General features: G+C 70.2%; 9 protein-coding genes. 5 read left to right on the top strand and 4 right to left on the bottom strand.

Annotation, left to right across the window (positions count from 1 at the left end):
- Positions 1 to 23: 23 nt before the first annotated feature.
- On the bottom strand, positions 24 to 1,124 hold the full coding sequence (locus QRN27_RS04935; protein ID WP_285040947.1) for a glycosyltransferase: 1,101 nt from the start codon (positions 1,122 to 1,124) through the stop codon (positions 24 to 26).
- An 86-nt stretch (positions 1,125 to 1,210) separates the two neighbouring features.
- On the opposite strand from QRN27_RS04935, the gene QRN27_RS04930 reads away from it, so the two are divergent.
- The 4 genes from QRN27_RS04930 (at position 1,211) to QRN27_RS04915 (ending at position 9,844) form a co-directional block, all read left to right on the top strand.
- Complete coding sequence (locus QRN27_RS04930) at positions 1,211 to 2,191, top strand: glycosyltransferase (RefSeq protein WP_285041398.1); 981 nt, start codon at positions 1,211 to 1,213, stop codon at positions 2,189 to 2,191.
- The gene (locus QRN27_RS04925; protein ID WP_285040946.1) at positions 2,188 to 2,796 is read left to right on the top strand and encodes a hypothetical protein; all 609 of its coding nucleotides are present in this window, start codon (positions 2,188 to 2,190) and stop codon (positions 2,794 to 2,796) included. The genes QRN27_RS04930 and QRN27_RS04925 overlap by 4 nt, the downstream gene beginning before the upstream one ends.
- A 212-nt stretch (positions 2,797 to 3,008) precedes the next feature.
- The gene (locus QRN27_RS04920) at positions 3,009 to 8,756 is read left to right on the top strand and encodes a PKD domain-containing protein (RefSeq protein ID WP_285040945.1); all 5,748 of its coding nucleotides are present in this window, start codon (positions 3,009 to 3,011) and stop codon (positions 8,754 to 8,756) included.
- Between the two features lie 5 nt (positions 8,757 to 8,761).
- On the top strand, positions 8,762 to 9,844 hold the full coding sequence (locus QRN27_RS04915; RefSeq protein WP_285040944.1) for a glycosyltransferase family protein: 1,083 nt from the start codon (positions 8,762 to 8,764) through the stop codon (positions 9,842 to 9,844).
- Here the strand turns inward: QRN27_RS04915 and QRN27_RS04910 are convergent.
- The 3 genes from QRN27_RS04910 to QRN27_RS04900 are packed head-to-tail and all read right to left on the bottom strand — an operon-like array spanning position 9,798 to position 13,828.
- Positions 9,798 to 11,105 carry a lipopolysaccharide biosynthesis protein gene (locus tag QRN27_RS04910; protein ID WP_285040943.1) on the bottom strand — a complete coding sequence of 436 codons (1,308 nt, stop codon included), beginning with the start codon at positions 11,103 to 11,105 and terminating at the stop codon, positions 9,798 to 9,800. The genes QRN27_RS04915 and QRN27_RS04910 overlap by 47 nt on opposite strands.
- Positions 11,102 to 12,433, bottom strand: a complete 1,332-nt coding sequence (locus tag QRN27_RS04905; RefSeq protein ID WP_285040942.1) for a hypothetical protein — start codon at positions 12,431 to 12,433, stop codon at positions 11,102 to 11,104. The genes QRN27_RS04910 and QRN27_RS04905 overlap by 4 nt, the downstream gene beginning before the upstream one ends.
- 3 nt (positions 12,434 to 12,436) lie before the next feature.
- Positions 12,437 to 13,828 carry a tyrosine-protein kinase domain-containing protein gene (locus QRN27_RS04900; RefSeq protein WP_285040941.1) on the bottom strand — a complete coding sequence of 464 codons (1,392 nt, stop codon included), beginning with the start codon at positions 13,826 to 13,828 and terminating at the stop codon, positions 12,437 to 12,439.
- Between the two features lie 91 nt (positions 13,829 to 13,919).
- Here QRN27_RS04900 and QRN27_RS04895 point away from each other — a divergent pair, with 91 nt between their 5' ends.
- On the top strand, positions 13,920 to 14,558 hold the full coding sequence (locus QRN27_RS04895) for an arsenate reductase/protein-tyrosine-phosphatase family protein (RefSeq protein ID WP_285040940.1): 639 nt from the start codon (positions 13,920 to 13,922) through the stop codon (positions 14,556 to 14,558).
- Positions 14,559 to 14,562: the final 4 nt, after the last annotated feature.

Raw genomic sequence — 14,562 nt, 5'->3', positions numbered from 1 at the left:
GGCCTGTGCGCTGCTGGGTAAGCCTAGCGGGCCGCACCCGTGTCGGTGTGCGACGCGGGCACGAGGGTGGCGCGGAGCCCGGCCACGACCTCCGCCCAGTCGTACCGTTCGCGAAGTGCCTCGTACGCCTCGGTCGTTCCAGGACGACCCCAGGCGGCGTCGATCGCGGAGCCGAGCATCCGAGGCGTCGCCAGCGGGTCGACGAGGTGCGCGACGGAACCCACCGTCTCGCGGAAGACCGGGATGTCGCTCACGAGCAGCGGTGCGCCGAACCGCGCGGCTTCGATCGGCGGGAGACCGAAGCCCTCGTCGAGCGAGAGGTTCGTGACGAGCGCCGCGTGCGCGTACAACCAGGCGAGTTCCGCATCGGTCACGTGTCCGAGGAAGCGGGCCTCGCCGCGCTCGACCGCTGCGCTCGCGGCGGGGGTCAAGGCGGTCTCGACCCCGGAGTGCAGGGAGCCGCCGACGATGAGCAGCGGCTGCTCGGGGGTGATGACTTCGGCCGACGCGGCGCCCTCGATGGAGGCGGCCAGGTTCTTGCGGATGTTCAGGCGTCCGACGGTGACCGCGAAGGCCGCGAGGTCAGCAGCACCCGCGGGGGCCCGCTGCTCGAGCGATTCGAGGTCGTTGCCCACGGCGAGGCCGACCGCCGTCGCCTGGGGGAGGCGCGGGTTGAGACGACGGATCCGAGCGGCCTCGGTGCGCGTCGAGGTCGCGAGTAGCGTTGCGCGCCTCGCGAGCACGGGCATGAGCGAGAAGTAGGCGCGTTCCGCCCGGCTGAACCACTCCGGGTGTTCCTGGAACATCACGTCGTGGATGAAGGTCAGGTTGCGGCCGCCGGCCGGTGCGTAGTTGTGGGCGACGACCGCGTCCGCTCCCACGCGTCGGGCGAGGCGGGGGAGTTCGACGGCGTTCGACACCGCCTGGGGCCAGAGCCGCGTTTCGACCGTCTCGACGCCCTCCGGCAAATCATCGACGCGGTCGCCGGCGTGCTTGCGACGCAGGGCGACGACGAGTTCGTCGGCCGGGAAGGCCTTGCTCCAGGCGAGGATGAACTCCCGCTGCACCGTCCGGTTCGCACCGGGACCGTGCACCCACCAGTAGCCGTCGAAGAGGACTCTCACAGCATCGCCTTCCCGTCGGTCGCCATATACTACCGCCAGTCGGCAGACGTCCCGAGTCGCCGGCGCGGAGGTGTGCAGTGGACCCGATGTATCGCGGTGACGGCCTGGCGATCGTGGTCGTCGACTACGGTTCGTCCGCCCTGCTCGCCGAACACCTGGTCGCCGTGGAGCACGAACTCCCCGAGGCGCTCATCGTCGTCGTCCACAACCCCACCTCGGATGCGGAACGCCAGGCGGTCGAACGGCTCGTCGCCGAGCGCGGCTGGACGGCGGTCTACCCGGCGAGCAACCTCGGCTTCGGTGGCGGGGTCAACGCCGGTGTCGCCGCCGCGCTCGAGGACGAGACGACGACGACCCTCATGCTCCTCAACCCCGACGCGAGCATCGGTGCGGAGGCGACCGCGCTGCTCGTCGACCGTGCCCGCCAGGACCCGCTCGCGCTCGTCGGCCCGACCGTGCGCCGCCCTGACGGCCGACCCTGGTCGACAGGTCACCTCCTGTCGATGCACTCCGGGGCGATGCGTTCCCTCGCCAGCACCGCGCCGTCCGACGACCCCGGGCCGTGGATGCCGTGGCTGAGCGGTGCGTGCCTCGTGCTGAGTGCGACGCTCTGGCGGACCGTCGGCGGATTCGACGAGGACTACTTCCTGTACTGGGAGGACGTCGACCTCAGCAAGCGTGTGCTGGACGCCGGCGGTTCGATCGTCTTCCTGCCGGAGGCCGTCGCGCTCCACGACGAGGGCGGCACCCATGACGACGGCACCGGTGGCAGCCGCGCGAAGTCGCCGACGTACTACTACTACAACGTCGTCAACCGCCTGCGGTTCGCCGCCGTCCATCTGGACGAAGAGCTGCGTCGGCGCTGGCTGCGCGGTTCGCCGCGAGCGTCGTGGCAGATCCTGTTGCGGGGCGGTCGTCGCCAGTTCCTGCACCCGGTCGCCCCGCTCGGCTCGGCCTGGCGCGGCCACCGCGACGGTCGCGCCCTCGTGAAGCGCGCGGCCGCCGGGCCCTATGGTGGGGTCAGCACCGGAACGCCGGTCGCGCTGCCCGAAGAGGAGACCGCATGAGCCCCGTCGTCCGCCGTCGATGGATCATCGGAGGCATCGTGGCCGTGGCGGTCATCGTGGTCGTCGTCATCGTGCTCTTCGTCGTCCGGCCGGTAGCCGCGCCCGGCTCCGGCGACAGCCCCACCACGACGCTGACCCCGAGCGCCGCCTCGACGCCGAGTGCGAGCCCGACGGACGGCGGGGCAGCCGAGGTGCTGCCCGAGTTCCCACCAGCACCGCTCGACGAGCCCGTCTCGGCCCCCAGCGGGCTCTCGGCGTCGATCGTCTCGATCGAGTCCGTCGACGGCGAGGCTGTCGGAGCCGGCGATGTCGGCGGTCCCGCGATCCGGGTCACCGTCCGCCTGACCAACGGGTCCACGTCACCGCTCGACACCGCCCTCACCGTGGTCAACGGATACTCCGGTGCCGACCGCGAGCCCGCGGGCACGCTCGTCAAGCCGGGCGGCAAGCCGTTCAGCGGCACCGTCGGTCCCGGTGAATCGCAGGACGCGGTCTTCCTCTTCACCATCCCGGAGGACGCTCGGGGAGACGTGACGATCACCGTCGACTACGCGGCCGGACAGCCCGCGTTCGTGTTCCAGGGCGACGCTTCGACGGGCTTCTGAGTCGCCGAGTCCACGAGCACGCACGGGTCACAACGACGGGTGTCAGCGCCCACGGGTGGTGACCCCCGTCAGTGTGGCACCACCTTTGGGGGTGCTCAGGCCCTTGGCCGGGCCGTGAGCTGAGCCATAGTATCCACCCTGGGTACACGCAGTTCGGGTTGTCGTGTTTCCGCTAACGAATCGTGCTTTGTTACGGATTACGAGGAACCACATTGTCCAGCCTGCCTGCAGCCCGCGGTGCGTCCGATGACGCTGTCGCCCCCGCTCTCCGACGACTCGGTCGCGTCGTCCTGACCGCGCTCGCGACCGCCGCCGTCGTCGGCGGCACCCTAGTCTCGATGCCGACGGCGGCCGTCGCGGCCGAACCCCCGGCCGCCGCTGCCACCCCGCTGCCGACCACCGTCGCCGCGGACGCCCTGCCGACCGCGCAGATGGACGGGGTCGCCTGGGGCCAGGCCGTCGCCGGCAACACGGTCTTCGTCGGCGGTGACTTCGCGAAGGCCCGCCCGGCAGGCGCGGCAGCGGGGGTCAACACCGTCGACCGCAAGAACTTGATGGCCTACACGATCTCGACCGGCGTCATGACGTCCTGGAACCCGAGCGCCAACGGCGTGGTGAACAGCCTCGCCGTGTCGCCCGACGGCTCCCGGCTCTACGTCGGCGGCACGTTCACGACGATCAACGGCGTGACCCGGAACCGCGTCGCCGCGTTCGACACCGCGACCGGCGCCCTGATCGCAAGCTTCGCCCCGGTCGTCAACGGCAAGGTCATGTCCGTCAAGGCGACCAACTCCACCGTCTACATCGGTGGTGAGTTCACGAGCGTCGGCGGCGCCACCCGCACGAAGGTGGCCGCGGTCAGCGCCTCCACCGGCGCCCTGCTGCCCTTCACCGTCGACCTCCAGGGTGGCTGGGGCGTCCGCGCCCTCGTCGTCTCGCCCGACGGCGGCAAGCTCGTCATCGGTGGGTCGTTCACCTCGACCAACGGCTCCACGAGCCCCGGCCGCGGCCTCTCCGCAGTCGACGCCGTCACCGGAGCGACCATGCCGTTCGGCGTGAACAGCGTCATCCACAACGGTGGCGAGAACTCGGCCATCTACTCGCTGGCGTCCGACGGCACCTCCGTCTACGGCACCGGATACGACTTCTACGGTGACTCCACGCTCGACGACTTCGAGGGCACCTTCAAGGCCTCCTGGTCGGACGGCACGATGCAGTGGATGGCCGACTGCCACGGCGACACGTACTCGGTCGACGTCGTCAAGGACATCGTCTACACCGCGAGCCACGCGCACTACTGCGGCAACATCGGCGGCTTCCCGCAGCCCGACCCGTGGGTGTTCCACCACTCGCTCGCCTTCAGCCCCAACGCCACCGGCACGATCACGCCGGACGTCCACGGCTACCGCAACTTCACCGGCAACCCCTCGCCCTCGCTCCTGCAGTGGTACCCGACGTGGCAGACCGGCACCAAGACGAAGCTGTACCAGGCCGGTTGGAGCGTCGTCGGCGCTGGTGACTACGTCCTCTACGCCGGTGAGTTCCTCGGCGTCTCCGGCGCGAAGCAGCAGGGACTCGTCCGCTTCGCGACGCGCGACAAGGCCCCCAACAAGCGTGCGCCCGAGGTGTGGGGCGACAACTGGAAGCTCACCGCACTGTCCTTCCGTGCCGGGCAGGTCCGCCTCAGCTGGCCCGCCAACTACGACCCCGACGACGCGACGCTGACCTACCAGATCTTCCGTCAGGACAAGGGCACCTCGGTCCCGATCTACACGACGACCGAGACCTCGAACTTCTGGACCCAGCCGGCGATGCTCTTCACCGACACGAACGTGACGGCCGGCCAGACCTACAACTACCGCGTCAAGGCGATCGACCCGTGGGGCAACTCCACGCAGACGAGCACCTGGGTTCCGGCGACCGCCACCGGCGGCAACTCCTTCAGCTCCTACAACGGTGCTGTTCTCGACGCGGCCCCGTCGAACTACTGGCCGCTCGGTGAGTCCTCCGGGACGAGCGCCTACGACTGGGCGTCCGGGAACGACCTGACGCTGGCGTCGCCCTCGGCGCGTGCCGTCTCCGGTCCGAACCTCGCCCAGGCCAACACGGCGACGTCCTTCGGGGGCACCTCCTCCTCCTTCGGCGTCTCGAGCATCGCGCAGCCGGCCCCGAACACCTTCAGCGTCGAGGCATGGTTCAAGTCCAGCAGCACGCAGGGCGGCAAGATCGTCGGCTACGGCAATGCCAAGACCGGCAACTCCGGCAGCTACGACCGCCAGGTCTACCTCGACACCTCCGGAAGCGTCGTCTTCGGCGTGTACCCCGGGTCGGTGCGGACCGTGCAGTCGGCGGCCGGCTTCAATGACGGCCAGTGGCACCACGTGGTCGCCTCCATGGGCGCCGATGGCATGACCCTCTCGCTCGACGGCAAGAAGGTCGCGAGCCGTGCCGACACCACCACCGGGCAGGACTACTCCGGCTACTGGCGGGTCGGCGGCGACAACATCGGCGGATGGCCGGGTGTCGGTTCCTCCTACCTCGACGGCAGCATCTCCGACGTCGCGGTCTACCCGACGGTGCTCAACCGGGCCACGATCGACGCGCACTGGGTCGCCTCGGGCCGCACCTCCACGGTGCCGGCCGCCCCGGCGGACACCTACGGTCAAGCGGTCTTCGCCCTCGACCCCGACCTCTACTGGCGGCTGAACGAGTCGACCGGTCCGAAGGCCGCCGACTCGGGCCCCCTCGGGAACACCGGCACCTACTGGGGTGACGTCTCGAAGCAGGCTCCAGGCGCGCTCTCCGGCGTCACCAACACCGCGGCGACGTTCTCACCGAGCGGCAACTCCGGCGTCGGCAGCGACAAGACCTTCTCGAACCCGCGCAACTACGCGGTCGAGACCTGGTTCAAGACGGACACGACGAGCGGCGGCAAGCTCATCGGCTTCGGCAACCGCTCGATCGACGGCACGTCGAACAACTACGACCGCCACGTCTACATGACGCCGGACGGACGACTGAACTTCGGCGTCTACACCGGCAACACGGTGATTGTGTCCTCGCCGTCCTCCTACAACGACAACACCTGGCACCACGTGGTCGCCGAGCAGTCGAGCACCGGCATGCAGCTGTACGTCGACGGTTCGCTCGTCGCCTCCGGCACGGAGACGAACGCGCAGGACTACACCGGCTACTGGCGCATCGGTGGTGACAGCACGTGGGGCGGTGACAACTGGTTCCGCGGTTCGCTCGACGAGTTCGCGGTGTACGGCAAGACGTTGACGCCCGCGCAGATCAGCGACCACTACTCGCTCGGGAAGATCGGCCGGGTCAACGCCCTGCCGACCGCCGCGTTCACGGCGACGCCGAGCGACCTCGGCGCGACCTTCGACGCCACCGGATCGACCGATTCCGACGGGACGATCGCCTCCTACGCCTGGGACTTCGGCGACGGCACGACGGGCAGCGGGGTGACCGCGACGCACACCTACGGCGCCGCCGGCAGCTACGCCGTGAAGCTCACGGTGACCGACGACCTCGGTGCGTCCACGACGCGCACCGAACAGGTGACGGTCGTCGCGCCCAACGTGGCGCCCACCGCGATCTTCTCCGCCTCGGTCGCGAACCTGGCGCTCTCCGTCGACGCCTCCTCCTCGGCCGACCCGGACGGCACCATCGCCTCCTACGCCTGGAACTTCGGCGACGGCACGAGCGGGGTCGGTGCGACCGCGTCCCACACCTACGCGACCGCCGGTTCCTTCACGGTGACGCTCACGGTCACCGACAACCGGGGCGCGTCGGCCACGTCCACGCAGCAGGTTGCGACGGCCCTGCCGCCGAACCAGCTGCCGACCGCGGCCTTCACGCAGTCGAAGAACCTGCTGACCGTGTCGGTCGACGCCGCGAGCTCCACCGACGCCGACGGATCCATCACGGGCTACGCCTGGGACTTCGGAGACACCACGACGGGGACCGGGAAGACCGCGAGCCACAGCTACGCGGCCGCCGGCACCTACACGATCACGCTCACGGTGACCGACGACCGTGCCGGTACCGCGATCACCTCGCAGACCGTCACCGTCGCCCCGGCACCCAATGTGGCACCGACGGCGTCGTTCACCTCCTCGGCCAACCTGCTCGTCGCGTCGTTCGACGGATCCGCGTCGACCGACACCGACGGTTCGATCGCCTCCTACGCTTGGGCGTTCGGTGACGGGACCACCGGAACCGGTGCGACCGCCCAGCACAGCTACGCGGCGGCGGGGACCTACTCGGTCGTGCTGACCGTGACCGACAACCGCGGCGGGACGGCGACGGCGACCCGATCGGTGACCGTCGCGGCGGCTCCGACGGCGACCGTGCTCGCCCAGGACGACTTCGAGCGCACCAGCGCCAGCGGCTGGGGCTCGGCTCCGGTCGGCGGTTCGTGGGCGCTCCAGGGAGCGGCGACGACCTACAGCGTCGGCGACGGCTCGGGCATCGTGAACCTCGCGAAGCTCGACACCCGTGCCGCCCGCCTCGGTGCGAAGTTCGACGATGCGGTCACGACCGTCTCGTTCTCCGTCGACCGCACCGGTCCCGGGTACTACGTGGCGGTGATCGGCCGACAGGTCGGAGCCAACGCGTACACCGCCCGGGTGCGCTGGGAGGCCAACGGTCAGGTCCGTCTCTACCTCCTGAAGAACGAGACCCAGATCGTCGACTCGAAGCTGCTCGACATCGTGTACGCACCGGGTGACCGTCTGACGATCTCCGTCAAGGCGTCCGGCACGAGCCCGACCACGCTCGGTGCGAAGGTGTGGAAGACCGGCACGACCGAGCCCACCGCCTGGCAACTGAGCGGCACGGACACCGATGCCACCATGCAGGCGACGGGTCAGATCGGCCTCATCTCCTACCTGTCGAACTCCTCGGCGTCGGCGACGGCGAAGCTCCGCATCGAGCAGTTCACCTCCGTCGCCTCGGCTGCGGCCACCCCGGTCACGCCTCCGGCACCGCCGGCGAACGTGAACCCGGTCTCAGCGTTCACGATGGCGGCCACCGACCTGTCGGTGACCTTCGACGGCTCGACGAGTTCCGACAGCGACGGCTCGATCGCGTCCTACGCCTGGACCTTCGGGGACGGCGCGACGGCGACCGGAGCCACGGCGACGCACGCCTACGCCGCAGCCGGCGCCTACCCGGTGACCCTCACCGTCACGGACAACCGTGGCGGGACCCACACGAGTCAGCAGACCGCGACGGTCTCGGCACCGGTGCCGCCGGTCCTGCCGCCCGTCGACCCGCCGGTCGATCCGCCCGTGGAGCCGCCGGTCGACCCGCCGGCAGCGGAGGAGCCCGTCGCCCTCGACGACTTCGACAACCGCCAGGCGGCGAACGGCTGGGGAGCCGCCGAGGAGGGTGGCGCGTGGAGCACCACCGGACCGGCGACGAGCTACAGCGTCGCGAACGGCGTCGGCAAGATCACGGCGAACGCCACCGAGACGCGCAGCGCGGTCCTGGCCGGGGTGTCGATCCGCGACGCGCTCGTCGAGACGACGTTCTCCGTCGACAAGGCCCCTGCGGGTGGCGCGCACACGGTGACGATCGCCGGACGGAAGATCGGCAACTCGGTCTACTCCACCCGCGTCCGCCTCGACGCCGCCGGTCTCATCCGCGTCTACATCCTCCGGGACGAGACGCCGCTGGCCGACAGCTACGTCCTCCCTGGCGGCGCGTACGTCGCCGGTCAGAAGCTCCACGTGACGCTCTCCGTCACCGGTGCTGGGCCGACCACGGTGCAGGCCAAGGTGTGGCGTGACGCGGAGACCGAACCGGCCGCGTGGCAGCTGAGCGCGACCGACGCCACCACGGCCATGCAGGCTCCGGGAGCCGTCGGGGTCATCACCTACGTCACGGGTGCCAACACCAACGGCACGACCACGCTCTCCGTGGACTCGTTCAAGGTCACGGGAGAATAGGCAGGGTGACCCTTCCACACCTGAGCATCCTCGTCGCCTCCGAGCTTCGTACCGAGGACTACGCGTCCCGGTACGAGGCCGGAGCGGCACCGGACCGGGCGCCGTACGGGGCCAACCACGTCCCGGGCGGCTGGCACTTCAGCGTCCTGGGCGGCGGCGACCCGAACGGGTTCGCGGCTCGGCTCTCGAGACTGTCGAAACGCCTCCTGGTCTTCGACGTCGGCCAGGCGCTCTCGCACCTCCGCGACCTGCGGCGGTCCGAGTACGTGTACTGCCACAGCGAGGTCGAGTACCTCGGTGCCGGCCTGGTGTTCCGGCTCCTCGGGATCAGGCGACCGGTGCTCGTCGGGCAGACCATCTGGCTGTTCGCGGAGTGGTCGAAGCACCCCCGGTGGCTGCAGCGCATCATGCGGTTCGCCCTCGCCAGGGTCGACCTCTTCGTCGCGAACGCCGAACCGAACGCGGAGGCGGGGCGGGCCCTCGTCCCGTCCGGTCGCCACCGCTACGTCCCCTTCGGCGTCTCCTCGGTCTTCGCGGCCACCTCGCCGACGGACGACGCGGAGCCGGCACCACGGCTCCTGTCCGTCGGGAACGACCGCGCCAGAGACTGGCGCACGCTCGAGCAGGCGCACCGGCTCCTCGGTGCCCCGTCGCTGCGGATCGCGTCCAACAAGAAGATCCTCGCGGACCACGATGCCGTCGAGACGCGCCCGACCACGACCGTCGCCGAGCTCGTGTCGCTCTACCGCTCGGCCGAGGTCACCGTCGTGAGCGTCACCCCCAACCTGCACGCGAGCGGCATCACCACGCTGCTCGAGCTCGCGGCCGCCGGTGGGGCGGCCGTCGCCACACGGGCCGGTGGACTGGACGCCTACTTCTCCGACGACGAGGTGCTGTTCGTCCCCGCAGCGGACCCCGAGGCCCTCGCCACGGCGATCTCCTCGCTGCTCGACGACCCGGAGGAGCGCCGACGACGGTCCGAGCGCCTCGCCGCCGCCTTCCAGGAGCGTCAGTACACGACCGCCGCCTACTGGCGCCGGGTCACCGAGGCGCTGGCGGAGCTTCCGTCGCGCGTCCGAGACGCCTGATCCGCAGCGAGTAGGGCAGGATCTGCCCGAGCGTCACGGCCAGCGCGTTGCCGAGCATCGGGCCGACGGCACCGAGCGTCGGGGTCAGCGCGAAGGCGAGGGCCACCGACACGGCGGCCATGAGCAGGGTCGGGGCGACCTGGAACCGGACCCCGGCGGTGTCCATCATGAACATGCCGAGCGGGTAGAGCGCCGCCTGGGCGGCGACCATCACGCCGAAGGCGACCACGATCTCGATCGGGACCTCCACCTTGCCGCCGGAGATGAAGCCGAACACCCACGGGCCGGCGACGACCATGGCACCCGTGAAGAGCAGCACGCCGCCGGCGAAGCACGCGGCCAGGAGGAACGGCCCGGTCGTCGGGTTCCCGCTCGCCCGGGCCTTCGCGTAGCGCGGCCAGAGGGTCAGGCCGGCGGCGCTGACGAGTCCCTGCAGGGCGAAGAAGAACTGGCCGGCCATGGCGTACTGCGCAAGGGCTGCGGCGGACACGAACTGCGCGAGCACGAAGCGCTGGGACTGCATCGACAGGGGCGTGGCGAGGAGCTGCGCGAGCATGGGCCAGCCCATGTCCATGACGCGGACGCCCGGGTGCCGCTTGACGAAGGGGATGCGCCGGGCGGCGGTGCCGATGAGCGGGCTCGTGAACCGACGCGCGAGGAGGAAGCCGGTGAGGGCGACGCCGCCGGCGGCCAGGAGCGACCCGAGCGCGAGGTAGGGGTGCAGTGTCTCGGGGCCGACCGTGAGCGCGAGCCAGATGAGGAGGAGCGTCAGGGGGGACTGCACGCCCTGGATCATGATGATGATGTGGTTCCGCTGCAGGCCGAGGAGGATGCGCGTCCAGATGCCCAGCGGGATGCTGCAGCAGAAGACGGTGATCGCCAGGAACGCCGCGAGCGAGGAGCCGGGGATGTCGCCGGCGTCACCGAGGAACGCCGGCCACACACCGGCGAGGAGGAAGACGGTGTTCACCGCCATCAGCACCGCGGCGAAGGTGAGCATGATCCGTCCGACGGTGGTCACCTGCGCCGTGAGGGTCGGGTCGTCGCGCGGGTGGTCGGTCGTGGCGATGCGGTTCACGAGCACGGCCCCTGAGCCGAGGTCCGCGAACGACACCAGCCCTGGGAGGGCGACGACGAGGGTGTAGAGCGCGTATTCGTGCACTCCGGCGTCGGCGATGATGAGCCGGGTGGTCGTGAGGCCGCAGATGAGCGCGATGAGCATGGTGACGGCTTTTGCGCCGACCGATTTGACGGTGTTCACGACGGGGATCCAAGCGGGGTGTGGGGGAGCGGTGGGCCGGCAGGCCGGTCACCGGTCGGGCGGGATGCAGGAGACGTCGCCCTGGCGCGGTTCACCAGGACGACGGCGAAGAAGAGGGTCATCGTCACCAGGGAGCTCGGCAACGGACTGAAGAAGAGGTCCCACACGGTGCGGATGCCGAGGTACAGCTCGAGGCCGCTGATCCGTCGGTCGGTCAGCCGGGATGAGACACCGAACAGGGCGAAGCCGACGGTGACGAGGAGCCACACCAGGCCGACGACGCCGAACAGGATCCAGACGTCGCCGATGATCGAGTGCACCTCGAAACCCGGGGAGAACATGTACCGCTCGACGTACCCGTTGTTCGGGTCGTAGCCGAGGGAGCTCATGCCCGACTTCGCGACCAGCACGTCCGTCATCGACGGTGAGCTGCCGGAGCCGTAGCCGCCCGGCTGGTGGAAGAGGAGCGAGACCGTCGCGCCGAGTTCCGGTCGACCTCCGAGGATGAGCGAGCCGGACGCCTCGATCTGGGCCTCCGAGCGCTGTTCCGTACTCGTCCCGAGATAGCCCTCGAGGATCGCGGCCTGCGCGAGGAGGAACACGAGGTAGCCGACGATCGCCATCCGGCCGAGCGCCCACCAGGCGTGGGCGCGGCCACGCGCGACCGGGATGCGCTGCATGGTGATGATGGCCGCCGCCATGAGGAACATCGCCGCCGCCGACCGTGAGTCGTTGGCGGCGCTGATGAGGCTGAGGGCGATCAGGAGCACGATGTCCAGCCACCGGCGCCCGGCCCACCAGGACAGGCCGAGGAGGAGGATCGCGATCGGGACGGACAGACCGAACTTCCACGGGTTCGTCTCGAACGACGCACCGAACGGCAGGCCGAACACCATCCCCAGCCCGTACAGCGAGGCCATGCGAGGCGTCCCGATGATGCTCCGTGCCCAGAGCAGCGCGCCGACGGACAACAGGATGCCCGCGATGCGCGCGGAGTTCATGGTGGCGAGGTAGCTCGAGACCACGTGGTCGCCGGCGGCGAACCCGGTGATGAGCAGACCGGACACGATCGCCAGGAGCCCGAGGAGCAGCATGGTCGCGGCGCCCTGGTACCGGCGGAGGGTGCTCAGCCAGAGCGGGGCGATGATCGCGCTGGCGGCGGCGGCGAAGAGGATGTCGTCGTAGCGCGGGTACCGCATGCCGATCGCGACACACAGGGCGGCGGCGACCGCGAACTCGAGCGCCCGGCGGCCACGGTCGGGGTCGGCCCGGCGGGGCGTGAGCCCCGGCCCGGGTCCGCCGCGCAGCGCCGCTGGGATGGTCGTCACGGCTCAGCGACCGAGGCGCTCGGCGACGGCGTGACGGATGTTCGAGACCGACTCGACCTCCGAGGTGTAGTACTTGCTGTTGCGGTCCCCGCGCTTGACGCGGTTGAGTACGACGCCGACGAGCTCGGCACGCGCGCCCTCGACCGCGGACACGGCCTTGGCGAGGTGACGGTGCCGGGTGAACCGCTCGCGCACGACGATGAGCATGCCGTCGGCCATGTTGCCGAGCCACAGGGAATCGGTCACGGTGATGATGGGTGCCGAGTCGATGACGACGAGGTCGTAGTCGGAGGACGCCTGCTCGAGCAGCAGGCGCATGCTCGACGAGCTGAGCAGCTGGCTCGGGTTCGGGGGCGTCGTGCCGGCGGTGAGGACGTCGAGGGTGTCGGAGCCCCACGACTGCACGGCGTCCTGCAGGTCGTGCTGACCGAGGAGGACGGAGGTCAGACCGACCGTGCCGTCGAGCTGCGTGTACGTCGCGACGGTGGGGTGGCGGAGGTCGGCGTCGATGAGCAGCACCCGCTGGCCGGACTCGGCGTGCTGCTGGGCGAGGCCGATCGCGACCGAGCTCTTGCCCTCGTCGGGCTGTGCCGAGGTCACGACGACGGACCGGATGGGGCGGTCGATGCTCGCGAACCGGAGGTTGGCGGACAAGGTGCGGAACGACTCCGCGACGAGCCCCTGCGGGTTCGTCCGCAGCGACACCAGGACCGGTGCGCCGCGGCGCGCTTCGGAGATCTCGCCGAGGATGGGCGCCGAGGTGTCGTGTGCGACGTCCGCTCCGTCGGTGATGCGCGTGGACAGTGCGCGTCGGACGAACGCGAACACGATCCCGAGGAGCAGGGCGATGGCCCCACCGACGGCGGCGTACAGGGTCGAGCTCGGCGAGAACTGCACGTTGGGGAGCGTCGCGGAGTTGATGCTCGTGAGGCGGACCGTCGGCTGGTCCTGGTCGTCCTGGGGGGAGACGTCCGCGACCGCGCTCGACAGTGACGCGACGACGGAGTCGTTGATCTGCTTCGCGCGGCTCGGGTCGGAGTCGACGACGGAGATCTCGATGATCGCGGTGTTGAGCGGCGAGTCCGCCGAGACGGACTTGCTGAGCCGCGCGACGGTGGTGTCGAGGTCGAGCTCGTCGACGACGGGCTGCAGGACGAGGTTCGACTCGGCGAGCAGTGCGTAGGTCTGGACGAGGCTCTGCACGTAGTTCGAGCCCTGGGCGAGCTCCGAGGTGCTCTCGCCGCGCTCGGCCGAGAGCAGCACGCTGCTCGTCGATCGGAACATCGGCACCTGGGTCTTCGCGACGACGTAGCCTGTCGCGCACCCGACGACCACCAGGACGGCGATGAGGACCCAGTACTTGCGAAGGGTCTGGACGTACTCGTGCAAGGTCATTTCGGGTCCCCCGTGGTCAAGGATGAATGGTCGTGTCGATGGGCTCCGACCGCCGCATTGGTATACTCGGTGCGGTTCTCAGGAGGCTGGATTGTCGATTGTTTCAACCGGCGTTCTCGCCGTCTGCCGTGCGAACGTGTGCCGGTCGCCGCTGGCCGAGTTCCGTCTGCAGCGCGAACTTCCGGCCGCGTTCGGCGTCGAAGGTCTGCGCGTGGACAGTGCCGGCACCGAGACGGTGTCCGGGGCGAAGATCTGCGCCGAGGTGTACCGCCGGCTCATGCCCGCGGACGGAGCCGCGTTCGCCGCGAAGCACGTCGCGGCGCAACTGGATGCGCAGCGCATCGGTGACGCGGGCCTGATCCTGACGATGACCACGGCCGCGCGCGGTTCCGTCGGCGCCATCACGCCGTCCGCCCGCGCGAAGACGTTCACCCTCGTCGAAGCGGTCGGACTGCTCTCCCTCGAGCCCTCCGTCGCGGAACTCGACGTCCTCGCCGCCAACGCGGACCCGGTCGCCGCGGTCGCCGCCGTGCTGAACGGCCGCCGTGGCCTGCTCGGCGACGGGCCGAAGTTCAGCCGGTCGACGCGTCGGGTGACCGACGGTCTCGACGTCCTCGACGCACACACGGATCGCGGAGCCCGGCACGGAGACGTGTTGCAGGCCGTCGACGAGCTCACCGCCGTCCTGGTGCGCGACATCGGAGTGCTCACGGCGCTCACGCCGCGCTGACGCG

The organism is Plantibacter sp. LMC-P-059a, assembly GCF_030209505.1.
Lineage (GTDB): Bacteria > Actinomycetota > Actinomycetes > Actinomycetales > Microbacteriaceae > Plantibacter.
The sequence above is the reverse complement of the archived record's forward strand: the minus strand, read 5'-3'. Positions and strand labels throughout refer to the sequence as shown.